The organism is Flavobacterium frigidimaris (genome assembly GCF_002217275.1).
GTDB classification, from domain to species: domain Bacteria; phylum Bacteroidota; class Bacteroidia; order Flavobacteriales; family Flavobacteriaceae; genus Flavobacterium; species Flavobacterium aquidurense.
The window spans coordinates 44,178-68,583 of record NZ_MUGV01000006.1 but is presented as its reverse complement, the minus strand read 5'-3'; the positions used below and the strand labels follow the sequence as shown (position 1 = coordinate 68,583).

Annotated in this window: 23 protein-coding genes; 11 read left to right on the top strand and 12 right to left on the bottom strand. The window is 33.5% G+C overall.

The window, feature by feature from the left end; translation table 11 throughout:
• Window positions 1–88: 88 nt before the first annotated feature.
• On the bottom strand, window positions 89–1,264 hold the full coding sequence (locus B0A65_RS02740) for a thioredoxin family protein (protein ID WP_074661532.1): 1,176 nt from the start codon (window positions 1,262–1,264) through the stop codon (window positions 89–91).
• A gap of 171 nt (window positions 1,265–1,435) precedes the next feature.
• Between B0A65_RS02740 and menD the strand changes: the two genes are divergently transcribed.
• Window positions 1,436–3,097, top strand: coding sequence for a 2-succinyl-5-enolpyruvyl-6-hydroxy-3-cyclohexene-1-carboxylic-acid synthase (gene menD / locus B0A65_RS02735; protein WP_074661530.1), 1,662 nt, complete (start codon window positions 1,436–1,438; stop codon window positions 3,095–3,097).
• Between the two features lie 58 nt (window positions 3,098–3,155).
• On the opposite strand, the gene B0A65_RS02730 is transcribed toward menD, so the two are convergent.
• A complete protein-coding gene (locus B0A65_RS02730) occupies window positions 3,156–4,505 on the bottom strand; it encodes a M28 family metallopeptidase (RefSeq protein ID WP_074661527.1) in 1,350 nt (449 codons plus the stop codon).
• A gap of 167 nt (window positions 4,506–4,672) precedes the next feature.
• Here B0A65_RS02730 and B0A65_RS02725 point away from each other — a divergent pair, with 167 nt between their 5' ends.
• From B0A65_RS02725 to B0A65_RS02700, 6 genes are all read left to right on the top strand, one after another.
• Window positions 4,673–5,530, top strand: coding sequence for a CvfB family protein (locus B0A65_RS02725; RefSeq protein WP_074661524.1), 858 nt, complete (start codon window positions 4,673–4,675; stop codon window positions 5,528–5,530).
• Between the two features lie 784 nt (window positions 5,531–6,314).
• Window positions 6,315–7,148 (top strand): 1,4-dihydroxy-2-naphthoyl-CoA synthase, encoded by an 834-nt coding sequence (locus B0A65_RS02720; RefSeq protein WP_017498510.1) that lies wholly within the window; start codon window positions 6,315–6,317, stop codon window positions 7,146–7,148.
• Between the two features lie 103 nt (window positions 7,149–7,251).
• Window positions 7,252–8,214 (top strand): 1,4-dihydroxy-2-naphthoate octaprenyltransferase, encoded by a 963-nt coding sequence (menA, locus tag B0A65_RS02715; RefSeq protein ID WP_074661522.1) that lies wholly within the window; start codon window positions 7,252–7,254, stop codon window positions 8,212–8,214.
• A 30-nt stretch (window positions 8,215–8,244) separates the two neighbouring features.
• Complete coding sequence (locus B0A65_RS02710; protein ID WP_074661519.1) at window positions 8,245–8,922, top strand: metal-dependent hydrolase; 678 nt, start codon at window positions 8,245–8,247, stop codon at window positions 8,920–8,922.
• Between the two features lie 219 nt (window positions 8,923–9,141).
• Window positions 9,142–10,344: a tetratricopeptide repeat protein gene (locus B0A65_RS02705; RefSeq protein WP_074661738.1), complete on the top strand. Its 1,203-nt coding sequence runs from the start codon at window positions 9,142–9,144 to the stop codon at window positions 10,342–10,344.
• Window positions 10,345–10,418: 74 nt separating this feature from the next.
• Window positions 10,419–11,456 (top strand): o-succinylbenzoate synthase, encoded by a 1,038-nt coding sequence (locus B0A65_RS02700; RefSeq protein WP_074661516.1) that lies wholly within the window; start codon window positions 10,419–10,421, stop codon window positions 11,454–11,456.
• 71 nt (window positions 11,457–11,527) lie between these two features.
• Here B0A65_RS02700 and B0A65_RS02695 read toward each other — a convergent pair whose 3' ends face one another.
• Together B0A65_RS02695 and B0A65_RS02690 are read right to left on the bottom strand one after the other, a co-directional pair.
• Entirely contained in the window at window positions 11,528–12,082 is a 555-nt protein-coding gene (locus B0A65_RS02695; protein WP_074661512.1) for a hypothetical protein, read from the bottom strand.
• A 15-nt stretch (window positions 12,083–12,097) separates the two neighbouring features.
• A complete protein-coding gene (locus B0A65_RS02690) occupies window positions 12,098–13,009 on the bottom strand; it encodes an OmpA family protein (RefSeq protein WP_074661509.1) in 912 nt (303 codons plus the stop codon).
• A gap of 195 nt (window positions 13,010–13,204) precedes the next feature.
• Here B0A65_RS02690 and B0A65_RS02685 point away from each other — a divergent pair, with 195 nt between their 5' ends.
• Together B0A65_RS02685 and B0A65_RS02680 are read left to right on the top strand one after the other, a co-directional pair.
• Window positions 13,205–13,678, top strand: a complete 474-nt coding sequence (locus B0A65_RS02685) for a CYTH domain-containing protein (RefSeq protein WP_074661505.1) — start codon at window positions 13,205–13,207, stop codon at window positions 13,676–13,678.
• A gap of 7 nt (window positions 13,679–13,685) precedes the next feature.
• Window positions 13,686–14,651: a YpdA family putative bacillithiol disulfide reductase gene (locus tag B0A65_RS02680; protein WP_074661502.1), complete on the top strand. Its 966-nt coding sequence runs from the start codon at window positions 13,686–13,688 to the stop codon at window positions 14,649–14,651.
• 70 nt (window positions 14,652–14,721) lie between these two features.
• Here B0A65_RS02680 and B0A65_RS02675 read toward each other — a convergent pair whose 3' ends face one another.
• Entirely contained in the window at window positions 14,722–16,290 is a 1,569-nt protein-coding gene (locus B0A65_RS02675; RefSeq protein WP_074661499.1) for a protein adenylyltransferase SelO, read from the bottom strand.
• Window positions 16,291–16,437: 147 nt separating this feature from the next.
• Window positions 16,438–16,971, bottom strand: coding sequence for a peptide-methionine (S)-S-oxide reductase MsrA (gene msrA, locus B0A65_RS02670; protein ID WP_074661497.1), 534 nt, complete (start codon window positions 16,969–16,971; stop codon window positions 16,438–16,440).
• 181 nt (window positions 16,972–17,152) lie between these two features.
• Between msrA and B0A65_RS02665 the strand changes: the two genes are divergently transcribed.
• Window positions 17,153–18,640 (top strand): aminotransferase class V-fold PLP-dependent enzyme, encoded by a 1,488-nt coding sequence (locus tag B0A65_RS02665; RefSeq protein WP_074661494.1) that lies wholly within the window; start codon window positions 17,153–17,155, stop codon window positions 18,638–18,640.
• A gap of 324 nt (window positions 18,641–18,964) precedes the next feature.
• On the opposite strand, the gene B0A65_RS02660 is transcribed toward B0A65_RS02665, so the two are convergent.
• The 6 genes from B0A65_RS02660 to B0A65_RS02635 all read right to left on the bottom strand — a co-directional run bounded on the left by B0A65_RS02660 (window position 18,965) and on the right by B0A65_RS02635 (window position 23,733).
• Complete coding sequence (locus B0A65_RS02660; protein ID WP_074661492.1) at window positions 18,965–20,707, bottom strand: APC family permease; 1,743 nt, start codon at window positions 20,705–20,707, stop codon at window positions 18,965–18,967.
• A gap of 131 nt (window positions 20,708–20,838) precedes the next feature.
• A complete protein-coding gene (locus tag B0A65_RS02655) occupies window positions 20,839–21,309 on the bottom strand; it encodes a nuclear transport factor 2 family protein (protein WP_074661490.1) in 471 nt (156 codons plus the stop codon).
• Between the two features lie 51 nt (window positions 21,310–21,360).
• Complete coding sequence (locus B0A65_RS02650) at window positions 21,361–21,885, bottom strand: hypothetical protein (protein ID WP_074661487.1); 525 nt, start codon at window positions 21,883–21,885, stop codon at window positions 21,361–21,363.
• A 9-nt stretch (window positions 21,886–21,894) separates the two neighbouring features.
• The gene (locus tag B0A65_RS02645; RefSeq protein ID WP_074661484.1) at window positions 21,895–22,371 is read right to left on the bottom strand and encodes a hypothetical protein; all 477 of its coding nucleotides are present in this window, start codon (window positions 22,369–22,371) and stop codon (window positions 21,895–21,897) included.
• A gap of 6 nt (window positions 22,372–22,377) precedes the next feature.
• A complete protein-coding gene (locus B0A65_RS02640; protein ID WP_074661483.1) occupies window positions 22,378–23,055 on the bottom strand; it encodes a peptidoglycan DD-metalloendopeptidase family protein in 678 nt (225 codons plus the stop codon).
• 12 nt (window positions 23,056–23,067) lie between these two features.
• Entirely contained in the window at window positions 23,068–23,733 is a 666-nt protein-coding gene (locus B0A65_RS02635; protein WP_074661481.1) for a spermidine synthase, read from the bottom strand.
• Between the two features lie 65 nt (window positions 23,734–23,798).
• Between B0A65_RS02635 and B0A65_RS02630 the strand changes: the two genes are divergently transcribed.
• Window positions 23,799–24,350, top strand: a complete 552-nt coding sequence (locus B0A65_RS02630) for a 1-acyl-sn-glycerol-3-phosphate acyltransferase (RefSeq protein WP_074661479.1) — start codon at window positions 23,799–23,801, stop codon at window positions 24,348–24,350.
• Window positions 24,351–24,406: the final 56 nt, after the last annotated feature.

The window sequence follows — 24,406 nt, the reverse complement described above, 5'->3', positions numbered from 1 at the left end:
TTTAATATTTTTATTTTTTCCGCCACGAATTCACAAATCATTTTGTCTATGTTCTTCAAATAATTCGTGAATTCGTGACTATCTTTTTTTATTTAGTATTCAGTTCCGCCAACAAAGTGTCAACTTCTTTCGTATTCCAGGTCATTTCGGTACAAATAACTTTGGCATCGTTGGCATATTGTAAAGCTAATTTTTTGTCTTTAATTTTATTGTAAAGTCTGGCTGCGAGTAAATTTCCGTCATAAGAATCATTTAGTTCTAAAGAATGTTTAACCCAGAAAATAGATTTTTTAAGGCTTTCGGTATCTTTAATATGTTTCAAATAAGTTTGTCCAATATCTTTTAAAAAGCTGGCATCGTTCCAAACTAATTTCTGTGTATCTGCAAGTGTTACTTTTTTATAAAACTGCCATTTTTCAGTTCTTTCAGCCAAAGTCAAATCAAATTTAAAAACCAAAGAATCTGTTTTTTGCAATCGTATTGATTTTGCAACTTCTCTTTGTTTGTAATAGTTTACGGTATCTAAATTATCAACTAACGGTCGAAGCAATTCGGTCACAATACTTTCAACTTTGCGATCTACACGATTTTGTGAAGCTACAGCAGCAAACTCTTTTTGATGTTTTAAGACATATTGAAATTCTCTCGAATTAATATCAGTAACTCCATTGGCTATAATTCTCCAATTGGTTTCGCTAACCAATTGTGCGTCAGATTGCGTTTTAAGGTAAATATGTGTAGGAACAGATAATTCGGTTCTGTCTTTTCCTTTTTTTAACGTATTTAAGTAAGCAAAAAACTTGGTTGGATTACTTGGATCCGAAAGAAATTCCTTTTCTAAATAAGGTAATTGCATTTTGGAATTCAATGCATATTTTACTTCTGTCATGAATTCGGCAGTTTTCATTTCACCTTTCAAGGCATACAAAAGCGTTTCATTATCATCCAAAAATAAAAAAGTAGGGAGTGATTTGGTGTTGTATTTATTCTTTAAAGCTAATCCTTCTTCTTTTTCAATGTTTTTCCAGATACAAACATAATTTTCCTTTAAAAAAGCCATGACATCAGGATCACTAAAAACTTCTTTTTTCATCTGATTACAATGCGGACACCATTCGGCATAAAGCATTATAAAAAGAGGTTTTCCTTCTGTTTTTGCAGTTTCCAGAGCTTTCTTATAAGACATGTCGTCAGGAACAAATTGATTTTGTGACTTTACGGTTTGTAAGGAAATACAAAGTAAAAAAAGATAAATAAAACGCATATAAAATTTATTTTGATCGAAAAATCGCTTTTACAAATATATTTCCTTTTTCTAAAAACAGCCTTAATATCTTCCCAATTTATAAGTAAATCAAATGCGAAGTTTGTAACTTTGTGGTATCAAAAAAAATCTTCAAGTTTAGATTTTCTTTAAAAATAATACGCCATAAGAATGATTTACCCCAAAATACCGCTTGCACAAAGCATTATCGAAATTTGTTTAGCAAAAGGAATTACCAATATTATTATTTCTCCCGGATCAAGAAATGCACCCTTAACGATTGGTTTTGCACAAAATCCTAATTTTAGCTGTTATAGTATTGCAGACGAACGTTGCGCAGCTTTTTTTGCATTGGGTATTGCACAGCAAACTAAAAAACCAACTGCAATTGTTTGTACATCAGGTTCTGCATTATTAAATTATTATCCGGCTGTAGCCGAAGCATTCTACAGTCAGATTCCCCTGATTGTAATTTCTGCGGATCGACCTCAAAATAAGATAGATATTGGAGATGGACAAACGATTCGTCAGCAAAATGTTTTTCAGAATCACTCGGTTTTTAATGCCAATTTAAGCGAAGAAGCTTCTGAAGAAAATGATTTAAAAATCAATAAAGCCATAGAAACGGCAATTCTTCAAAAAGGTCCGGTTCATATTAATGCTCCGTTTGAAGAACCTTTGTATGAAATGGTAGAAACACTTTCAGTTGAACCAAAAATTACGCATTCAGAAGAAATTTTCGGAACCAAAACGATCGAAAATGTAGCCCAATTTGTTTCAATCTGGAATTCAGCCAAACGAAAATTAATCCTGGTTGGCGTTAACGAAGCTAATGTTATTGATCACGAAATTATAGATAACCTTGCAAAAGACCCGTCTGTTGTAGTATTGACAGAAACGACTTCAAACCTGCATCATCCTGATTTTATTAATAGCATTGATACTTTAATTACACCGTTTGAAGATGTTGATTTTAAAGAGCTTAATCCGGATGTTTTAGTGACTTTTGGCGGTATGATTGTGTCTAAACGTATAAAAGGATTTTTGCGCAAACACAAACCGAAAGAGCATTGGCATATCGATACTTTAAGAGCTTACGATACATTCAATGCCTTGACAAAACACTTTGTAATGCAGCCAAATGATTTTTTTAAAGATTTATTAGCGCAAACAACTTTTACTGAAAGCAATTATGCAAAAAAAATTGCGAAAATTTACAATTTGAGAAAAGTAAGAAGAAGTGAATATTTAGCTAAAACTTCTTTTTCAGATTTTAAAGTTTTCGAAAAAGTTATCGAATCCTTGCCAAAAAATAGTCAGCTACAAATTAGCAACAGCTCTGCAATTCGATACGCACAATTAATTCACATCGATCCATCAATAGAGGTTTTCTGTAATAGGGGAACGAGCGGAATTGATGGCAGCACATCAACAGCAATTGGCGCGTCGGTAGGAAGTGGAAAACAAAATGTTTTTATAACTGGAGATATTAGTTTCCTGTACGACAGCAATGCGTTGTGGAATGCCTATATCCCAAAAAACTTCAAAATTATTTTGATTAATAATGGAGGAGGAGGAATCTTCAGAATTTTACCGGGACATGAGGAAAAGCCTGTTTTTAATACCTATTTCGAAACTTCTCATCATTTAACTGCCGAGCATTTGGCCAAAATGTATCAATTCGGGTATTTGACCGCGTCTGATACAGAATCGCTAGAAACCGAAATAGATAATTTATATTCACAAAATGACAAACCGGTTATTTTAGAAATTTTCACACCTACTGCACAAAATGATGTTATTCTAAAACAATATTTTAAAGAGTTGGTTTAGAAAATAGTATATAAAAAGAGAAAAGCGCCTGATGGCGCTTTTCTTTTATACTGACTTGTTATTTTATCGGAATTGGAAAAACAGGTATACTTGCATGACCTAAAGCATCAACGGTCTGTACTGCAAAGAAATAATTGTCTTTAGAATAAGGGATTTCGACTTTAGTATCTTTTACAAAAAATGTCTTTTCCCAATGCGATGAAGACGTTTCTCTCATTAGAATCTGATAACCATATTGCGTTTTATCTTCCGGAGCACTCCAAATTAAAGTAGAAGAATTAGAAAGATTTTTAACTTCAATTCCAACATTTACCGGAGCTTTAGGAGACCATGCCAGATTCGCTAAAACGGCTAAGTTGGCACAGGTATTTTTTCTTAAATAATCAAAATCCATAAATTCAGGAAGATCTCCAAATTTAGTATTATTTTCTGTTCTCAAATCCTGATGCTGGTGATCAAAATTTTCATTCATTTCACAAAAACGTACTGCCGTAAATCCGTTTTGGCTAAAAGGAGTATGATCGCCTCCTCTTAAAAAACGATCGTTTCTATACACTAATTTTACAGAAAGCTGATCAACATATTGTTCTGTAGTTGTTTTAATATAACGCGCCAATAGTCTTGAAGGGCTGTCATTATCACGATTAATTGACTTACGCATTTTAGCTTCTTCCTCCGTTTCTAAATAAGGGATAGTTTCACTAAATACGCGTATTTGTGTATTGTCTCTTAAATTAGTTCCACTAGATAAGCTGTTACCAATCATGTCATTATTCAGCATCGCAACAATATTCCAATTTGAAGCTTTAGCAAATTCAGCCAGGTGTCGGGCACCAATAAGTCCTTGTTCTTCACCCACAACAGCAACAAAAATAATCGTAGCAGGAAAAGATCGTTTACTCATTATTTTGGCCAATTCAATAACAGCTGCAACGCCAGAACCATCGTCATTAGCTCCCGGTGCATCAGATTTAATATTCATTACATCTGAAACACGCGAGTCAAGATGTCCACTTATAATTAGTACACGACTATCAGTAGGATCAGTTCCTTTTAAAGTCGCCATTACATTCCCAAGCTGGCTATCAACTTTTACTCGCTTTCCGTCTGCTTTATAGGTAAAATAATCAATTGTTGAAGTCAGTCTTCCCCCAGATTCTAATGCATATTTGTCAAATTCAGATTTTACCCATTGTTGTGCAGCACCAATCCCTTTTGTTTTGCTTTTGGTGTCGCTTAAAGTATGTCTGGTTCCAAAAGTTACCAGTTTTCGAACAGTTGCTTCGAGGTTTTCGGCTTTAACTTCTGAAATCATCTTTTTAATTTCAGGATCTTCAGCAACCTGCGAAATACCCATCTGAGAAAATAATAAAAAGGCGAAAACGAAGTAAAAAGTAATTTTTTTCATTGATTTGGAGTTAATTTAGGTTCTCAAATTTAATTAAAAAGGTTAAACGAAGATGATATCGCTATTGCTTTTTTTTTATCCAAAATATTTTTCTGTTTCCCATTTTCAAACTTCGTACATTTGCACCTTAGAAACTTAGTTGCTTAGCACCTCAGAACCTTATTATAATGATTGAAATAGGAAAATACAATACACTTACCATATTACGCGATACCAAAGTTGGATTATTTTTAGGAAATCCTGAAAAAGATCCTGAAGGAATCCACGATATATTATTACCCAATAAATACGTGCCAAATGAATTTGAAATAGGCGAGGAGCTTATTGTATTTGTTTATTTAGACCACGAACAACGCCCGGTTGCAACTACATTAGAACCTTATATATTATTGAATGAATTTGCGCTTTTAAGAGTAAATTACATCAATCAGGTAGGTGCTTTTATGGATTGGGGAATGGAGAAAGATATTTTGGTTCCCTTTAAAGAACAAGCGCGTCCTATGGAAAAAGGAAAGCGTTATCTGGTTTACCTTTATATGGATGAAAAAACCAATCGTTTGGTGGCTTCAAGTAAATTGAACCAGTTTTTATCAAATGATCAGCTTACCGTTGAAAAAGGAGAAGAAGTTGATTTGATTGTTTCTCATATTACTGAATTGGGAATCAATGTAATCATCAATGAAAGACATAAAGGTTTACTATATAAAGATGAAGTTTATGATGACGCGATCAGAACTGGAGACAGAATGATTGGGTTTATCAAAAACATTCGTCCTGATAATAAAATTGACGTAGCATTACAAGTGCAAGGTTATCAAAGCATTGAGCCAAATGCAGAAAAGATTTTGGATGAATTACGTGCCAATCGTGGTTTCTTACGATTAAATGATGCATCACATCCGGAAGACATAAAAACGGTTTTAAAAATGAGTAAAAAGACCTTCAAAAAAGCAATTGGAGCGTTGTATAAGGATAAACTTATCGAAATCAAAGATGACGGGATTTATTTGGTAAAAGAAAACTAAATTCCAAATTCCAACTTAAAAATAATGAGAATTTCCATTTTGGAATTTGGAATTTAAAAAATTGGAATTTATTCGCAAGAATTATTATAACAAGAAAGGCTGCTCATTACAAGCAGCCTTTCTCTTTTTATTCAGTTTTAAAAAAAATTGTAATTAAAAAAAAACAGAAATAAAATTATTCGAATCCATCAAAAGAATAACAACTTTAAAAATTTTAGAAGTCACTCTTTCCTCTGGTATGTCTTTAAACAATCATTACGTTTATCTTAAAAGCAAAAAATCAATTTCACGGCTAATCCATTTGGTTGATAAATAACTTATAGAATGTTTTGGTTAGCATTTTTCCTCTTTTCGTAATCAATTTTATACTAATTACTTAAACAATTCTAACATTTAACCTTAGGTGTTACTATCTCCTTTTTGAAGTTTTAACAAACGCGTAAATCATTTGCTCATTAGTCAAAGGTTTACTAATAAAAACCGTAAAAAAATGAGCGACAAAATTTTTAATTTTTCTCAAAAAAAGTCATTTTTTAGGTTAATAAATCAGTGAAAGAAAATCAATCTTAAATCAGTGAAATAAAATGTATCTCATTGATTTCTAGGGTGTAAAATTACTCAATTATTTTTAAAATCCAATGTTAAATAATGTTATTTTTTGTAAGTAAAGGGTATTTGTTACATTCTAAAGTTATTTTAGCGCAGACTTAGGTCGATTTGAGTAGGTCAAAATATAAAAATGCTTTATTTTTACACTATAATTATTAAAACTAAACAAATAGAAATGGATTGGATTACTGCCAGAGAATTTGAAGATATCACCTATAAAAAATGTAATGGAGTTGCAAGAATAGCGTTTAACAGACCTAATGTAAGAAACGCTTTCCGTCCAAAGACAACTTCAGAATTATACCAGGCTTTTTACGATGCACAAGAAGATACTTCGATAGGAGTAGTGTTACTTTCTGCTGAAGGCCCGTCAACTAAAGATGGTGTATATTCTTTTTGCAGTGGTGGCGATCAAAATGCACGTGGACATCAGGGTTATGTTGGAGAAGATGGTCAACATCGTTTAAATATTCTGGAAGTACAACGTTTAATTCGTTTTATGCCAAAAGTGGTTATTGCCGTTGTTCCGGGTTGGGCAGTGGGTGGCGGACACAGTTTGCATGTGGTTTGCGATATGACTTTGGCAAGTAAAGAACACGCTATTTTTAAGCAAACAGATGCTGATGTAACCAGTTTTGACGGTGGTTACGGATCTGCTTATCTGGCTAAAATGGTAGGTCAGAAAAAAGCACGTGAAATTTTCTTTTTAGGAAGAAATTATTCAGCTCAGGAAGCAATGGATATGGGAATGGTAAATGCTGTGATTCCACACGATGAATTGGAAGCAACTGCTTACGAATGGGCCCAGGAAATTCTTCAAAAATCACCAACTTCTATAAAAATGCTGAAATTCGCCATGAACCTTACTGACGACGGAATGGTTGGTCAACAGGTTTTTGCTGGTGAAGCAACTCGCTTAGCTTACATGACAGAAGAAGCAAAAGAAGGTAGAAATGCATTCCTTGAAAAAAGAAAACCGAACTTCGGGGAAAATAAATGGTTGCCATAAAAAGTTAAAAATTGTTTCAAGTTTCAGGTTTCAGGTTACGAAACCCAACACTTGAAACTTGAAACATGAAACTAAAAAAACAAAATAAAACAAAATAGAAAGAATGAAACATTGGATTGAAGCCGCCAGACTGCGCACATTGCCTTTATCAGTTTCCGGAATTATAGTAGGAAGTATATACGCCTTATCAAACCCAACTGCAACAATCAATACGCCAACTGAGGTATTTAGCTGGAAAATTTTTGGTTTTGCTCTTTTAACAACGCTGGGTTTACAGGTTTTATCCAATTTTGCAAATGATTACGGAGATGGTGTAAAAGGTACCGATAATGCTGACCGTGTTGGTCCGCAACGTGCCATTCAGAGCGGATTAATTACCCCTCAGGCCATGAAAAAAGCCATCATAATTACTGCTGCATTGACTTTACTATCTGCTATTGTATTGATTTATTTTGCTTTTGGCGAATCTAATTTCGGATATTCTATCTTCTTTTTGTTGTTAGGAATCGCTGCAATTGTATCAGCAATTCGATATACAGTTGGTAATTCAGCTTATGGTTATAAAGGTTTTGGAGACGTTTTTGTTTTCATTTTCTTCGGATTGGTAAGTACTTTGGGTGTTAACTTTTTATATTCTAAAGAAGTAGATCCACTTTTAATTTTACCTGCAATTGCTATCGGATTATTAAGTGTGGGGGTTTTAAATCTGAATAATATGCGTGATGAAGAATCAGACAGAAAATCTGGAAAAAACACTATTGTTGTTCAAATTGGTGATGCAAATGCTAAAATGTATCATTTTACATTAATCATTACAGCAATGATTTTGGTAGTAGTTTTTGCCATTTTAAGCGATTATCGTTTTGATCAGTATTTGTTTTTATTAGCTTATATTCCTTTAACTAAACATTTAATTACCGTTTATAAAAATCAAAACCCTAAACTTTTAGATCCGGAATTAAAAAAGGTGGCATTAAGTACTTTTTTACTTTCAATACTATTGACAGTATGTATGATTTCATTAATTTCAGACATCATTGTTAATCTATTCCTTGGCGGAAGATAAAATCAAGGTTTAACTATAAATTTAAAAAAAATGAAAATTACATTCTACGGACACGCTTCTTTAGGTATCGAAGTTGGAGGAAAACACATTCTTGTTGACCCTTTTATTACTGGAAATCCTCAGGCTGCGGCAATTGATATAAATACATTAAAAGCAGATTACATTTTACTGACACATGCACATGGTGATCACGTTTTAGACGTTGAAGCTATTGCTAATCGTACCAATGCAGTAATCGTTTCTAATGCAGAAATTACAAGTTATTATGCCAAACTAGGTTATAATGCACACCCAATGAATCATGGCGGAAGCTGGAAATTCGATTTCGGAAAAGTAAAATATGTAAATGCAATTCACTCCAGTTCTTTTCCTGACGGAAGTTACGGAGGAAATCCTGGTGGTTTTGTAATAGAAGGCGAGCATAAAAATATTTATATCGCCGGAGATACGGCACTTACAATGGATATGAAATTGATTCCGATGCGTACCAAATTAGATTTGGCTATTCTTCCAATTGGAAATAATTTTACAATGGATGTTGAAGATGCTATTATCGCTTCTGATTTTGTCGAATGCGATAAAATTTTAGGCTATCATTTTGATACTTTTGGTTATATCGAAATCAATCACGAAGAATCAATCCGCAAATTTTTCGATAAAGGAAAAGACTTAATGCTTCTCGGAATCGGAGAATCTATTGAATTGTAATAATTTTCAGGAGCTATTTCCCGCTTTCGGCTATATCTTTTTTGAGGCGATGAAAAATCGCCTCAAAAAAGGATACCGCCTCTATCGGGGCTAGGGTAGCTAGTTTCAAAAGAGCATTTTTACTTTGGCATAATATATGTCATCATTAAAAGATCAAAATAAATTTATAATCCAATTTTAATTCGTGCATTCGTGGCTAAAAAACTTATTACCAGAAATATGAATTTCAAAAAAATAATTTTATCTCTTTTAATTACAGTTTCATACAACGCTTTTGCTCAAAAAGATGGTTATTGGGACAAAGAGCGCGCCACTACTAAAGAAATTATAGTTTCTGCACGTGACCGAATCACTTTAAAAACAGAAGATCTTCCTGTTGGAACCACAGAAATTGTGTACCGAATTACACTTTTAGACGAAAACCAGCAAATGGCAAACAGTCTGGTTTCAGTATTGAAAGCGATTCCAGACCCAACCGGAATCAGCCAGGGATCTGCCGGAGCAGTTTTTTTAATGTCAAAAATTTCCGGAGACGATAATTGTACTTATGCGCTTTTTACTTCAGAAGAAAATGCAAAAAAATACATCGATGATGGAAAAACAGACAAAGCATGCTATGCACAGGTAAACGAAGTAAGTAAAGATGCAAAACGCTTATCATTAGACAAATCTTCTTGTTTAGGGCAAGATATCAGTACAATTTGGTTTGGTTTTCACAGCAAAAACTGGCTTCTGAATCAAAAAATTGTTTTGGAGGTTGTGCCTTGGGTCGATACTAAATTAAACCGTGGCTGGAATCAGGACAATAAAAACGAAATTATCAGTTTGTGTAAAACATCAACAATGGCTCAAAAAATGGCCAATTCTGATGATTTTTGTGTCTGCATTTTAGATAAAATTATAAAGCAATATCGTTACACAGAGTTTCAAAAATTATTGCCAATCGAAAAAAATAAAGTCTATAAAGATTTTGGAAATGCTTGTTATAAAGATGCCGATATTTCTAAAAACGTTTATAACGATTTGAGAGTTCAGGCTTCAACTTTAATAAAACTCCAAAAATACAACGAAGCAATTCAGAAACTGAACACCATTATTAATGACGGAAAAGCAACAGCAATTGATTATGGATCTATTGGTTACTGCTATATTTTGACTAAACAATATGCAAAAGCCATTAAATTCCTTAAAGAAGGCGAAAAATTAGATGATACCGAGTTATTAGTAAAATTAAATTTGGCTCATGTTTATTTGGTTAGTGATGATTATAGTGAAGCAAAAGTAATCTATAAAAAATACCAAACTCAAAACGTAACAGACAGTTTAAGCTGGAAGGACAAGACAAAAAAAGACTTTGAAATTTTTCAAAAAGCGGGATTACCATCCAAAGACTTCGAAAAAGTATTAAAGCTCTATAATTAAGTTGCTAAGATGCTGAGACACTAAGTTTTTAGTTTCTCAGCATCTTAGTGTCTTAGTAACTTAGCACCTAAAAAATGAAAGCGACTTACCACAAATATATGCTCGAATTTAAGCGTCCTTCGGGGACGTCACGAGGCGTTATGACTGAAAAAGAAACCTGGTTTATTGTTCTTGAAGAAAATGGTAAAAAAGGAGTAGGCGAGTGTGGTATTTTGCGAGGCTTAAGTGCTGATGATCGCGATGATTACGAAGAAAAACTCAACTGGGCCTGCCAGAATATCCATTTGGGAGAAACTGCACTTTTGGAAGCCTTATTAGAATTTCCTTCGATACAATTTGGAATAGAAATGGCTTTTTTATCTCTTAAAAGCGAAAATCCTTATCTTTTATTTCCTTCTGATTTCACCAATAATTCTAAATCAATTGTAATAAATGGCTTAGTTTGGATGGGAGAAGCTTCTTTTATGAAAGCGCAAATCGAAGAGAAATTAGAACAAGGATTTGATTGTATAAAACTTAAAATCGGAGCAATAGATTTTCAAAAGGAACTTGAATTATTGCAGTTTATCAGAAGCCATTTTTCTGCAGAACAAATAGAAATCAGAGTTGATGCCAATGGTGCTTTTGCTTTAAATGAAGCTTTAGATAAATTACATCAATTAAAAGTATTTCAGTTACATAGTATTGAACAACCCATTAAGAAAGGAAATATATCTGCTATGGCTCAATTGTGTAAAAAAACACCTTTTCCAATTGCTTTGGATGAAGAATTAATAGGTGTATTTTCATTAGAAGATAAGGAAGCATTATTACAAAAAATTCAACCACAATATATTATTCTGAAACCAAGTTTTGTTGGAGGTTTTACAGGAACCCAGGAATGGATTGATCTAGCAAATAAATACAATATTGGATGGTGGATAACCTCGGCCTTAGAAAGTAATATTGGTCTAAACGCGATTGCACAATGGACTTTTACCTTACACTCAAAAATGCCGCAAGGCTTAGGAACAGGTGCGCTATACACAAACAATTTCGATTGTCCGCTTGAAGTTTCAAAAGGAAAATTATGGTACAATAGCTCTAAAGATTGGAGTAAAAACCTTTTATAAAAAGTATAAAAAAATCAAAGTAACAGAGGAAATAAAACTTCCCTCTGCAACTTTGAACATTCAACCTTTTTTTACTCTTTCCCGCCAAGCAATCCTGCCTGCCAATCCTTAAGTTCCTGCCATTTACCTTCATAAGCCAACAAGGCTTGTTTGGCCCATGTACTTGGATTATGAATAGCATAATTTTCGCCGCCCGCATCCAGAATAGCTTGTAGTTTTTCTGTGGAAGACTCAGACAAATCTTTCCAGGTTGTAATTCCGGCCGCATTGCATAAAGCTTCAATTTTAGGACCGATTCCTTCGACAATTTTTAAATCATTTTCTTTTATTTTCTTGCCAAATGCAGTTGCTGCCACTCCGGCATCAAATAAAAACAGAGGCGCTGTGTTTGCGGCAAAAGAATGAGATGTATTTATTACAGTTGCTTTCGCAGCCAAATCAGCTTCTAAAGATGAAATCTTGGCATTTAAACTCTTCGTATTTGCTTTGCAGGCATCGAGATCTGCCTGTAAGGACAAAGCAAGCGAATCATCAGTTTTGGATGATCCCATTTTTCCCAATAAATAGCCTAAAATTCCACAGATTAACCCCACGAGCGCAGGTATTAAGATACAAGGTATATTCATAATAGTATATTTTAATTATTTAATTGTAATTACTGTTCTTCTGTTGTTTGCTTTACCGTCTGTAGTAGTATTTTCTCCAATTGGTTCATCTGGTCCTTTTGATTCCAAAGAAATTCTCGTGCCATCAATGCCATTTTTGCTTAGATAGTTTTTAGAAAATTCTGCACGTTTTTGCCCCAAAACAATATTGGCATCACGATTACCAACGTTGTCTGTATGTCCAACAATTAAAATAGCAGCATCTTTAATATGATCCATATATTTTACAATATCGGTCACTTTTTGTTTTTCAACGCCAGTTAAATTGTCGCTTGTTTTATTAGTATTGAAGTGCAGCGTTAAAGGATCGGCATTGATTCTATCTTTTAAAATAGTCCATTCATCATTAGAAACTGCTGTAGTATCAACTGTATCAAAGTTATATTCGACAGGTCCCAAAAGTGTATCAGCATTCATTTTCCACGTTTCAATGATTTTACCTTTAGTATCAAATTGAGCACCTGATAAACCTTTAGAAACGAAATAATTTTTCACATCATTTGCCCTTGCTAATCCCAGATTTTCAAAAGTGGTTGTGTTGGTTTCGTCAGAAGTTGCATAACCTGTTATCGTAATTTTTTGTTTAGGATTTGAGACTAAAAATGTTTTAAGATTTTCAATTCCAATTGTAACAGAATCACTAACAGGAATAATAACTGCCGAGCTGCTTTTAAGGAATTTTAAATTATCATTGGTTCGATAATCAATTCCTGAACCATTAAGAACAAAAGGAACAAGGTTTGTGTCCTTTACTGCGACCGACGGTACTTTTTCAGTATCGATTGCTGTTGTTGTCATACTGCAATTGCAACAAAATTTTACATACAAAAAAGTACCTAAAATAATTGTTATAGCAATGCCTAATACATAAAGTGCTTTTTTAGACATAGGAAAGAAGTTAAGATTCTATCAAATTTAACAAAAAAATAAATACAGAATGTGTTACCAGTAAGTTATTTTTGTGTTATTTACCTAGTTTTGAGTCAGTTATAACGATGTTGTTTTGTCAATCTATATCTTCATCTCCATTTCAACACTGAATTAAATTGAGTAACTTGCAGTAAAAATAATTACATTATTAAAATGATAGAAATTGAGAGAAAGTTTCTAGTAAAATCTAATGACTTTAAAGAGCAGGCTTTTACCCAAAATCAAATTGCGCAAGGTTATTTAAGTTCTCTTCCGGAGCGAACTGTACGAGTTAGAATTAAAGGACAAAAAGGCTTTCTTACTATAAAGGGAATTGGTCATCAGGGTGGTATGTCCCGATTTGAATGGGAAAATGAAATTCCCCTTGATGAAGCGCAGGAATTGCTAAAATTATGCGAAAAAGGAAAAATTGAGAAAACACGTTTTGAGATAAAAGCTGGAAAACATGTTTTTGAAGTAGATGAATTTTATGGTGAAAATGAAGGCCTGGTGATGGCTGAAATTGAACTGGAGTCAGAAACAGAATCTTTTGAGAAACCAGTGTGGCTGGGAGAAGAAGTTACAAATGATGAACGTTATTACAATGCCTATTTGAGTAAAAATCCTTTTAAAACCTGGGTAAAATAATAAATCTATGACAGAATATGATTTGATCATTGTTGGAGGCGGACCAATAGGACTGGCTTGCGCAATTGAAGCTCAAAAGAAGAATTTAAGTTATTTAATTATAGAAAAAGGGGCCATTGTAAATAGTATTTTCAATTATCCATTGTATATGACTTTCTTTTCTACAGCCGAAAGGTTAGAAATTGGAGACATTCCCTTTAACTGTCTGGCCCCGAAACCAGGACGCCAGGAAGCATTGGAATATTATCGAAATATTCATAGATACTTTAATTTTTCGATTCATTTGTTTGAAAAAGTAATTAGTGTTCAGAAACAACAAAATTCAAGTTTCACTATTGTATCTGATAAGAATTCATACCAAGCTAAAAACGTAGTAATAGCAACCGGTTTTTATGATATTCCGATTGAAATGAAGGTAAAAGGCGAGGAGCTGTCAAAAGTACGTCATTATTACAAAGAAGCCCATGAATATGCTTTTCGCAATGTTTTAATCGTTGGCGCAAACAATTCTTCTGTGGATGCTGCTTTGGAATGTTGGAGAAAAGGAGCAAACGTCACGATGGTCATTCGCAAAAACGAAATCAACAGCAGAGTGAAATATTGGGTAAAACCAGATATCGAAAATCGAATTGCAGAAGGAAGTATTACAGCGTATTTTGAATCCAATATTAGCGAAATTAGGGAGAATGAAGTCGAAATTGAAACGCCAAACGGAAAAGTAACAATTGAAAATGACTTTGTTTTAGCCTTGACAGGCTACAAACCAGACTTGACTTTCCTGGAAAAAATGGGAATTCAACTTTCTGAAGATGAATTAAAAATACCAATATACCACCCCGAAACAATGGAAACGAATGTGGAGGGATTATTTTTGGCCGGAGTAGTTTGTGGTGGAATGCAAACACATAAGTGGTTTATAGAAAACTCCCGTGTTCATGCCGCTATGATTGTGGATCACATAACTTCTAAATAAAAAAAGTTTGCCACAGATTAAAGATTTGACAGATCAATCATTAAAATCTTTTAATCTGTGGCAAAATAAATTAAGAACTACAAGAAAGCATAGAACAACCTACTTTTGAACGTGCCCAATCAGGTCGTTTTGCAAACCATTTTTCAAATTCTGGTTGTTCATCGTATGGTTTTTGTAAAAGTAAATACAGTTCGTTTATTAAAGAGTAATCTTCTTTATCTGCTGCATCGATAGCTAATTGCGCCATATAATTTCGAAGTACATATTTAGGATTAACTTGATTCATTTTTTCTGCTCTGGATTCATCTGTAACTTCCTGAGCATTTAATCTTTGAAGATATACAGTAAACCATTTTTTCCAGGAATCTAAAATATCTCCTTTAATTTCTTCCGGTAAATAGAAAGAAACCTGAATTTTTTCAATAGCATTTTCGACAGAATCTGTTTTTGTTATTTTACTTAAATTTCTAAAAAAGAGCGTCATATCTGTTTCTGATAATTGTAAAACAGTTTCTAAACCTTCAATCAGCTTACTGTCAGTTTCAGTTGAAGTAAATAATCCTAATTTACTTAAATACATTAATTTATAATCTGATTCAAAATCAGAGATAAATGATTGTAAGATGTTTTCTAAAGGTTCTGCTTCATTAATTAACGGATAAAGTGCATTCGCTAACTGATATAAATTCCATTGTGCGACCTGAGGTTGATTACCAAAACGGTATCTTCTGTTTTGCGAGTCTGTAGTATTGGGAGTCCAATTTGGATCATAGTTTTCCAGCCAGCCGTAAGGTCCGTAATCAATCGTTAATCCGTGAATAGACATATTATCCGTATTCATAACACCATGAACAAATCCAACACGTTGCCAATCGATAATCATCTTACGCGTCGTGTCTGCAACGGTTTTAAAGAACTGCAGATATTGCTCTTTTGGCTCTCCTTTTATTTCAGGAAAATAATGTTTGATAGTATATTCAACAAACTCTTTTAGATTTTTAAGTTCGTTTCGTGCCGTAAGCATTTCAAAACTTCCAAAACGTATAAAAGATGGCGCTACACGACAAACAATAGCTCCTTTTTCGTAAGCAGGATTTCCGTTGTATAAAACATCTCTCAATACCTGATCACCAGACAAGATAAGTGAAAGTGATCGGGTAGTAGGAACGCCTAAATTAAACATCGCTTCAGCACATAAATATTCACGTATTGAAGATCGTAAAACTGCCAAACCATCTGCAGTTCTTGAGTAAGGAGTTTTTCCTGCACCTTTTAATTGCAAGGTAAAAAAGGCATTATTGTGTTCAACTTCGGTTAAATTAATAGCACGACCGTCGCCCAATTGTCCAGCCCAATTCCCAAATTGATGGCCTGCATAACACATGGCATACGGACGTGTTTCAGGAAGAATTTCTTTACCTGAAAAGGCATTCAAAAATGCTTCTGACTGAATTTCATCCTTGGTTATTCCAACCATTTCGGCAACTTCCTCAGAAGCATGAACTAAAGTTGGATTAGAAGGCTTTGTTGGATTTACAAAGGAAAATAGTGTGTTTTTTACCTGACGAATCTCATTGGTTTCATCAGGATCAGCAGGTAGTTCAACTGTAAATCGATTATTTATTTTTAAATTTTTCATTAGATTTTTTTTCTTTTTGCTACAAAGTACACAGATTAAAAATACTGCTATATCTATAAAAACAGCCACGAATTCACGAATGATTGCGTGTAGTATTAAAAAAATCGTGAATTCGTGGCGGAAATTTTTATGTTAAAAGCTTTTAAATTAGTTTACCAATCTGTCTGCGTACATTTTTTTTAATTTTTGAACTTTAGGATCAATTACGATTTGACAGTAACGGGCATCCTGATTGTTGTTGTAATAGTTTTGATGATCTTCTTCAGCATCATAAAAAACTTCAAAAGCTGTCAATTCTGTTACAATCGGATCTTCGTAAAATGGTTTTACTTCTTTAAAAACCTGTTCCGCTATTTCTTTTTGTTCTGCATCGTGGTATAAAACGATAGAACGGTATTGTGTTCCCACATCAGCGCCCTGGCGATTTAATGTTGTTGGATTATGACTAGTCATAAATATAAAAATTAAGTCATGGTATGAAATTATGTCAGGATTAAAAGTAACTTGTATGACTTCGGCATGACCGGTTCTGCCAGTACAAACTTCACGATACGGAGGATTTTTAATGAAACCTCCAGAATAACCTGATTTTAAAGACACTACACCATTTAAACGCTGAATTACAGCTTCGATACACCAAAAGCATCCACCACCAAATGTAGCTACTGATAAATTTCCCATAGAATAGTATTGTTAAGTTTTACATGTCCTATTAATCCGATAGAATATTATGATAATTTGTTAAAAAAATCACATATTAGTTAAATATACTAATCAGTTATTGAACGTTTGAAGTTTACAATTGATAAATTCGCAATTTTATAAAAAACACATTATATTTGCATCAAACTCAGGCACACTAATGGATAGCAAAAATAATACCATCACTTTAGAAACTTATTTTCAGGATTTTCGTAAAAATATCGTTGGAATTAATCAGGAATTTACGTCTCCGTACGGTAAAAAACAGATTATTTACACGGATTGGACTGCCAGCGGAAGACTATATCGACCTATTGAAGAGAAACTTCTTAATGATTTCGGCCCTTTTGTAGCGAATACACATACTGAAACTACTGTGTCAGGTACTGCCATGACAAAAGCCTATCATCATGCCAGAAATATTATTAAACGTCATGCTAATGCGAATCAGGATGATGTTTTAATCACTGATGGAACCGGTATGACCGGTGTAATCAATAAATTTCAACGAATTTTGGGTTTAAAAATTCCTGAAAACCTTAAAGATTTTACCACAGTTCCGGCAGAAAAGAAACCTGTTGTTTTTATTTCTCATATGGAGCATCATTCTAATCAAACCTCCTGGTTGGAGACGATTGCAGATGTTGAAATCATTCCATCATGCGAGAAAGGACTTTTTAGTCTTGAAAATTTAGAACAATTATTAGAAAAATATAGTACCAGAACGATAAAAATTGCTTCGATTACTTCCTGTTCAAATGTAACGGGTTTGAAAACTCCTTTTCATGAAGCTGCAAAATTAATGCACCAACATAACGGAGTTTGTTTTGTAGATTTTGCCTGTTCAGGACCTTATGTAGAAATTGATATGCATCCTTCAGATCCGGAAGCGTATTTGGATGCTATTTTCTTTTCTCCTCATAAATTTTTGGGTGGTCCCGGAACTTCAGGAGTTTTGATTTTCAATAAAAAATTATATAATAATATGATTCCGGATTGTCCTGGTGGAGGAACAGTAAGCTGGACAAACCCTTGGGGAGAACATAAATATGTAGACAATATTGAAGATCGTGAAGATGGCGGAACCCCAGGATTCTTACAGGTTATTAAAACCGCTTTGGCCATTGAACTGAAAGAAGAAATGGGAATTGAAAATATTCTACAACGTGAACACGAAATTGTTGAGTATGTTTTTGAAACGTTGGAACCTGTTGAGAATATTAAAATTTTGGCTGGACAACATAAAAATCGTTTAGGAGTAGTTTCTTTTTTTATTGAGAACCTACATTTTAATTTAGGTGTGAAATTATTAAACGATAAATTTGGAATTCAGACCAGAGGAGGATGCAGTTGTGCCGGAACTTACGGTCACTTTTTATTGCATGTTGATCAGGAAACTTCGAATAAACTGGTTAACGAAATTACCATTGGAGATTTGATCAAAAAACCGGGATGGATTAGAATGTCTATTCACCCCACTACAACAGACAAAGAAATCGCTTATGTTTGCGAAAGCATTAAAGACCTGGCTAAGAATCATGAAACCTGGGCTTTAGATTATGCTTATAATAATAAAACCAATGAATTTGTTCATAAGAACGCTACTTCATTTGAAGATGAATTAGTTGCTGGCTGGTTTAAATCGTAGAAATTTTACCCAAAGTACGCTAAAGTTTTTTTATATTGTAAACGTTGATAAACGCAGAGTTCGCAAAGCTTTGGGTGAAAACTTGAAAATAAACTTTACGACTTGGCTTCTTTTCGAGATTAAATCAAAACTTTGCGAACCTTGCGTAAATACCTTGCGAACCTTGCGGTTAAATTATGCGTTATGTCTGTATTATGAAAACTAAACTTCTAATTTAGCCCCGATAGAGCCGGTATCCTTTGAGAGGAACGAACAAAGATATAGGCGAAAGCGGGACGGGTGGTCTGGAAAAAACAGATAGATTTGCTCCTGAAAAATCAAAAGTTACATGATTAAACGAACACCGCCTAAGTCGGACACGCGATAGGAGAATTTATTTCCGGGTGAACCGATGAACATGAAGTTTTTTGGAATTTTCCATTTCTCAGAGAGTTCATCTATAATTTCAGGACCAAAAACACCTTTTATTTCAAGGAATTCAATATCAATATCATCGTAAGCACGGTCTAAAACTTCTAAATCTTTCTTTAAAGCTTCGTTGTTTGCGCCATCACTTTGGATGTGAACTATTTTTAGTTTTTTGGTTGTCTCATTATTTTCAACATATTGCAATACTTTGTTCAAAATTGCGATATCATCGCCTTTGGTGAAAAAGACAAATTCCTGAGAATTAATTTCGACACTCATTTTTTGCAAATATCGGTTGCTCACAATTACCATTCTTCGCAATGGCTGATAGAAATATTCTAAAGCTTCAATTAAAAGTTTAATGAGCATAACACGATTCAGCATAATTCCTATAAAAATTAGAGACGGAATCATGTATTGCAAAAAGGTATAAAAAGCATTGATGTTCAGTTTCATATTTCCGATAAAGGCTGCTATGATGAAAAGTACTGCAACAACAACGGCTATACCGCGTGCACGCTCGGGTCTTGGTAATTTTCGGCGTTTGAATTTGAGTAATAAATTCCCAATTCCAAATAGGGCCATTACGGCCAAAAATGAAAAAGTATAAACACCTGCAAGCGATTCTAAGTGGCCACTTGTGGCAAAAAGTACTGATATACAAAGCACTAAAAAGCTAATTACAATTCTATAATGTGAACCTCTTTTATTTTGTTTCAGGAAAAAATTTGGAAGGATTCGGTCTAAGGTCATTCGGTTTAACAATCCCGAAACACCAACAAATGAAGTTAAAACAGCACCGCATAAAACTAAAACAGCATCTATAGAAATTAGCCATGCGAGCCAGGATCCGCCTGTAGTTTCTCCGAGATGTGCCAAAAGAGATTCTTTGTTTGCACCCACTTCAGTAAGCGGAATTACACTTATTAATAATATGGCAATTACAGGATTGAAAAAGCTGACAATTGCCCACATATTTCGTAGTGTTTTTGGAAAAATACCCGGTTCCTGTTCTTCAACAAAATTAGCAGAACTTTCGAAACCTGAAATCCCAAGCATAGCAGCTGAAAAGCCCAGAAAAAGAGCTGTTTTTATATTTCCGGACGCAAGTGGAGTTTGCCAATTGACATGAAATGTTTCCAGACCATTATTTAATAAAAACCATAGTGATGCTAAAACAAGGAGACTTAAAGTTGCAAGATGGGTTAGAAAAATAATGACGGCAACAAATGCCGATTCTCCAATTCCTAAAATAGCAAGTCCGGTAAACAATATCAAAACAACTACGGTTGCTATGGTAACATTTAATCCTTCGAAAATTCCATGTAAATAATGCATTCCTTCAGATGCCGAGATTACGGCGGTTGCCATGTAAGACAAAACAGTTAATGTTGCAGCAAGAGAAGCAAGACGTTTTGTAGAAGTATTTAATAAAACGTTGTAAGCACCTCCGTTTAAAGGTATTGCACCAACAACTTCGCCATAAATTCGCCTGAACAAGAATAATACAGCAGCTACAATTAATAAAGAAATCCAGGCATATTGTCCTGCATATAAAATAGTTAGCGCTGAAACATACAAACAGGAAGAACTAATGTCATTTCCGCAAATTGCCGTTGCCTGTAATTGATTTAATTTTTTATGTAAAACTTCTTTCATGAGTATTGAAAATTAAAACGATTAATTCAATAATAAAAGCAACTAAAATAAATCTTGAATGAGGCAGATATTTTATAAAGGCGGAAATATATTTAACTAATCACAAATTTTGAATTTTCAATTTATGAAAATTATTTTGATTCCTGAAATTTTTTAAGTGACAATAAGGCCTGCTCTTGAATTTTATCCTGAAAAAAACCTGTCCAGCCCAGCAAATATCCTGAAACTCCAAAAGCTTGTTTGGACCATTTCCATACATCAAAATGATCGGTATGTTTAATAATTAAGCCATCCTGAAAAACAAATTCAGCTGAAATTTTGTTGATTACTTTTCGATTTGTTTTACTGAAGTTGTAAGTAGCAACCCATTTTGCGGAGCCTGTAAAATCGTCTGCTTTAATAGCTGAAAACTCAATTTTGATATTGCCTTTGCTCTTAAGGATTAACATTTCCCACATTTTAGAGACCTGGTCTTCTTTTAGTAAACCAAAAGCAGGATCTATAAAATGAACTTTTGGATGATAACATTCACTCATTATTTTGGCATCGGCATTTGCAAAAGCAGTGTAAAATTTTGCAATTAAATTTTCGTTGGCGTTCATTAAAATAAAATTAGAATATAAATATAAGATTAATTATACTAAATATTTTATTTATAATGCACTAATTGCAATTGCTGTATCAAATGTTTTTTTTGATTTATCGTATGCTGTCGAAAAATAATCGATTTTGTTCACTGCCGTAAAATAACCCGTTTGATTCCCAAAAGATTTCGAAGTTCCGGTTACAATAAATCTGATTCCCTGAATGTCTGACTTTTTAAGTTTGAGCACTTCGGCAGGAGTGAAGTAGTAGTATGATGTTGTTTTGCCATCGACAGTTTCTTTTATATTTTTGTCGACGCAGGCAATAACATCGCCATTGGCCAAATCGACATAAACACCTCCGGAAATTCTTGCTTCGGCATTGGCAGTAGCAATTGATAATTTTAAAATACCACCTTTTTCTGTTTTCGCAACCTGAACATTTGTCTCTCCTGAAAAAGCATATTTTTCACAGATAAAAGTATAATTTTGTGTCGCCGGATACCCTTTTGAGCCTTTTACACTCATTGTTTCCTGAGCATTTGCAAAAGTTGAAAGTAACAGCAATATTAAAAAGGGTATTTTAAATTTCATAGTTTTAGTTTATTGACCTTCTATTTTAGAATCAAATTTTTCATCCCAATCCATTGATTTTATTGACGAAACCAAATTGTCTTCATTTACAAAAACTCTTAATTCTTTGTTCGCTACTTTTTTTGTATACAAAGCATGATAGCGGTAAATGACTTCTTGTTTAGTTCTGTAAACACCGTCTAATTTCAAATCAATAAAACTTCCGTAATATTGTCTAAATCGTTGACAGGTTTTTGTCAATCTTTCTTCGGTTGTATTATCCATAACCGATTTTGTAACTTCCGTTTCATTAAAAGGTTTAAATTTTGACGTGTTACACGTTTCTAAAACCCGCTTGCCCAAATCATATGCTTTCTTTTGCTGATTAGCATTAACTTCGGTAGTTGGAACTTGTTTTATTTTTAAATCTTCGGTGTCGCGGTTTACCGTTTTGGATTTGCATCCAATTAACAACAACAAACATATAATCAATACTGCTTTCTTCATAACTATTTATGTTATTTTTAATAATAAGTTTGGGTCGGGGCAATTTTCGATGTAAAAATTCAAATCATTACTGTTGCAAACACCGGGATAATCTCCCCAATAGTCTTCAATATCCTGTATAATCTGAAAATGTACGTGTGGTGCATAATCTCCGTTAACAGCCGCATTTCCAAGAGTTGCAATTTGTTCACCTTTTTTAAATTGCTTCCCAACACTAAGGTCTTTTATACTTTCTAACGATAAATGTCCGTATAAAGTATAAAATTTCTCATTTTCAACTTCATGTTCTAAAATGATGGTAGGTCCGTAATCACCCAAACCAATATTATTTTTAAAACTATGTACTTTTCCGTCAAGCGGTGCTAAAACTGATGTATTGACTTTTGTCCATAAGTCAAGACCTATATGAATATTTCGCTCCGGAACAGAATCGTTTTTAAAAATTGTACTTCTTTTATATAAGGTCCGCCCTTCGATATAACCGCCAAAAGCAACTTCGGCATTATTGTTTTTAAGGTAATTAGAAATGAAAATTTCAAATTCAGTAGCGTTTTCTGGTTTGCTTTCCATTAACTCTTTATTCGTAATTGATAAATCTAAAGGGATATAATTTGAAAAATCGATACTGGCATCAATAATTTTAGTAGGTGGAAAGGCTTTTAAAATAGAAACTAGGGTCTTCATAAAAAGTAAAATTTAGGCAACTTTTTCAATTATTATTAATTCATTATGATCTTCTATTCTGGGTAACATTTTTGAGGAGAATAGTTTAGAATTTATTTCTGCAATATACTTCCGATTTCTGACATTATGTGCTTCATCCAGAATCATTGTGTTAAAAAGTACAAAACCCTGATCTTTTAAAAGCGAACAAACACGTTCACTAAAAAAACGTTCAAATAAAAAATTGGGCATTTTTGTATCTTCAAAAATATCAATAATAATAAGATCGTATTGGTTTTTGGTTTTTAAAACAAATTCAAAAGCATCGTCAATTATAATTTCAAGTTGTTTGATCTTATTTAGGTTAAAATAATCATTTGCAATCTGGATCATATCTGAGTCAATTTCGACACCGGTAATTTTACCTTTGTATTCGATTTCATCAACCAGCGTTTTCACAACACTTCCTCCGGCAACTCCTAATAATAAAATATGATCCATATCAAGTATGGCTTTATACCCGATGTTACGTAGTCCATACCTTAATATACGCTGCAAACTTCCGTACGAATAATTTGTGTTTTCAGAGTCTAAAACCAATTCGCCATTTGCCCAGGTAACCTCGATCATTTTGCTTCTTGCCGATTTTTTCTTGAAAATTTTGATTGGAATCAGATAACTGAAAATTTTTTGGATCATTTGTAAAGCTTTTACTCAAAAATACCATTTTAAATCTTTTATTTTGCACGAAATAATAAATTTTAATGAAGAAACAATTGTACAAATTCATCTTTTTTAAGCTAATGGGCTGGAAAATAAGAGGAATTGAAAATGCGGAAGTGAAAAAATGTGTGATGATGGTGATGCCACATACAAGTAATCATGATTTTTATTTAGGAATTTTTACCCGTGGAATTTCAGGATTAGAAATGAACTGGGTTGGAAAGAAAGAGTTGTTTAAATTCCCTTTTGGATATTATTTCAGAAGTGTAGGAGGTGAGCCTTTAGATCGTTCAGGTGGCTTAAACAAAGTTGATTCAATTGCGGCTATTTTTAAACGTAAGGAAGTTTTTCGTTTAGCAGTAGCTCCTGAAGGAACACGTAAAGAAGTAACCGAAATTAAAAGTGGTTTTTATTATATTGCACTTAAAGCAAATGTGCCTATTATTCCTGTGGCTTTTGATTGGGGTAAAAAAGAGGTTAATTTAGGAAAGCCGTTTTATCCGACCGGTGACTATGAAGACGATTTAAATATTTTGAAAAAACATTATGAAGGAGTCTTAGGTAAAATTCCTCAAAATGGATTTAAATTGTAAATTTTTAATATTTTTTCAGTTGCGTGAGAATCGCTTAAACGAAAAATAATTTTAAA

Excerpts from the sequence above, each read along its gene's own strand:
- B0A65_RS02645 (WP_074661484.1), bottom strand. The coding sequence starts at position 22,371 with ATGAAGAAAGCAGTATTGATTATATGTTTGTTGTTGTTAATTGGATGC.
- B0A65_RS02660 (WP_074661492.1), bottom strand. The coding sequence starts at position 20,707 with ATGAAAGAAGTTTTACATAAAAAATTAAATCAATTACAGGCAACGGCA.
- B0A65_RS02675 (WP_074661499.1), bottom strand. The coding sequence starts at position 16,290 with ATGAAAAATTTAAAAATAAATAATCGATTTACAGTTGAACTACCTGCT.
- B0A65_RS02730 (WP_074661527.1), bottom strand. The coding sequence starts at position 4,505 with ATGAAAAAAATTACTTTTTACTTCGTTTTCGCCTTTTTATTATTTTCT.
- B0A65_RS02630 (WP_074661479.1), top strand. The coding sequence starts at position 23,799 with ATGAAGAAACAATTGTACAAATTCATCTTTTTTAAGCTAATGGGCTGG.
- B0A65_RS02720 (WP_017498510.1), top strand. The coding sequence starts at position 6,315 with ATGGATTGGATTACTGCCAGAGAATTTGAAGATATCACCTATAAAAAA.
- B0A65_RS02650 (WP_074661487.1), bottom strand. The coding sequence starts at position 21,885 with ATGAAATTTAAAATACCCTTTTTAATATTGCTGTTACTTTCAACTTTT.
- B0A65_RS02705 (WP_074661738.1), top strand. The coding sequence starts at position 9,142 with ATGAATTTCAAAAAAATAATTTTATCTCTTTTAATTACAGTTTCATAC.
- menA (WP_074661522.1), top strand. The coding sequence starts at position 7,252 with ATGAAACATTGGATTGAAGCCGCCAGACTGCGCACATTGCCTTTATCA.
- B0A65_RS02635 (WP_074661481.1), bottom strand. The coding sequence starts at position 23,733 with ATGATCCAAAAAATTTTCAGTTATCTGATTCCAATCAAAATTTTCAAG.
- B0A65_RS02680 (WP_074661502.1), top strand. The coding sequence starts at position 13,686 with ATGACAGAATATGATTTGATCATTGTTGGAGGCGGACCAATAGGACTG.
- B0A65_RS02690 (WP_074661509.1), bottom strand. The coding sequence starts at position 13,009 with ATGTCTAAAAAAGCACTTTATGTATTAGGCATTGCTATAACAATTATT.
- B0A65_RS02700 (WP_074661516.1), top strand. The coding sequence starts at position 10,419 with ATGAAAGCGACTTACCACAAATATATGCTCGAATTTAAGCGTCCTTCG.
- B0A65_RS02710 (WP_074661519.1), top strand. The coding sequence starts at position 8,245 with ATGAAAATTACATTCTACGGACACGCTTCTTTAGGTATCGAAGTTGGA.
- B0A65_RS02640 (WP_074661483.1), bottom strand. The coding sequence starts at position 23,055 with ATGAAGACCCTAGTTTCTATTTTAAAAGCCTTTCCACCTACTAAAATT.
- B0A65_RS02695 (WP_074661512.1), bottom strand. The coding sequence starts at position 12,082 with ATGAATATACCTTGTATCTTAATACCTGCGCTCGTGGGGTTAATCTGT.
- B0A65_RS02725 (WP_074661524.1), top strand. The coding sequence starts at position 4,673 with ATGATTGAAATAGGAAAATACAATACACTTACCATATTACGCGATACC.
- B0A65_RS02740 (WP_074661532.1), bottom strand. The coding sequence starts at position 1,264 with ATGCGTTTTATTTATCTTTTTTTACTTTGTATTTCCTTACAAACCGTA.
- B0A65_RS02665 (WP_074661494.1), top strand. The coding sequence starts at position 17,153 with ATGGATAGCAAAAATAATACCATCACTTTAGAAACTTATTTTCAGGAT.
- msrA (WP_074661497.1), bottom strand. The coding sequence starts at position 16,971 with ATGGGAAATTTATCAGTAGCTACATTTGGTGGTGGATGCTTTTGGTGT.
- B0A65_RS02685 (WP_074661505.1), top strand. The coding sequence starts at position 13,205 with ATGATAGAAATTGAGAGAAAGTTTCTAGTAAAATCTAATGACTTTAAA.
- B0A65_RS02655 (WP_074661490.1), bottom strand. The coding sequence starts at position 21,309 with ATGAACGCCAACGAAAATTTAATTGCAAAATTTTACACTGCTTTTGCA.
- menD (WP_074661530.1), top strand. The coding sequence starts at position 1,436 with ATGATTTACCCCAAAATACCGCTTGCACAAAGCATTATCGAAATTTGT.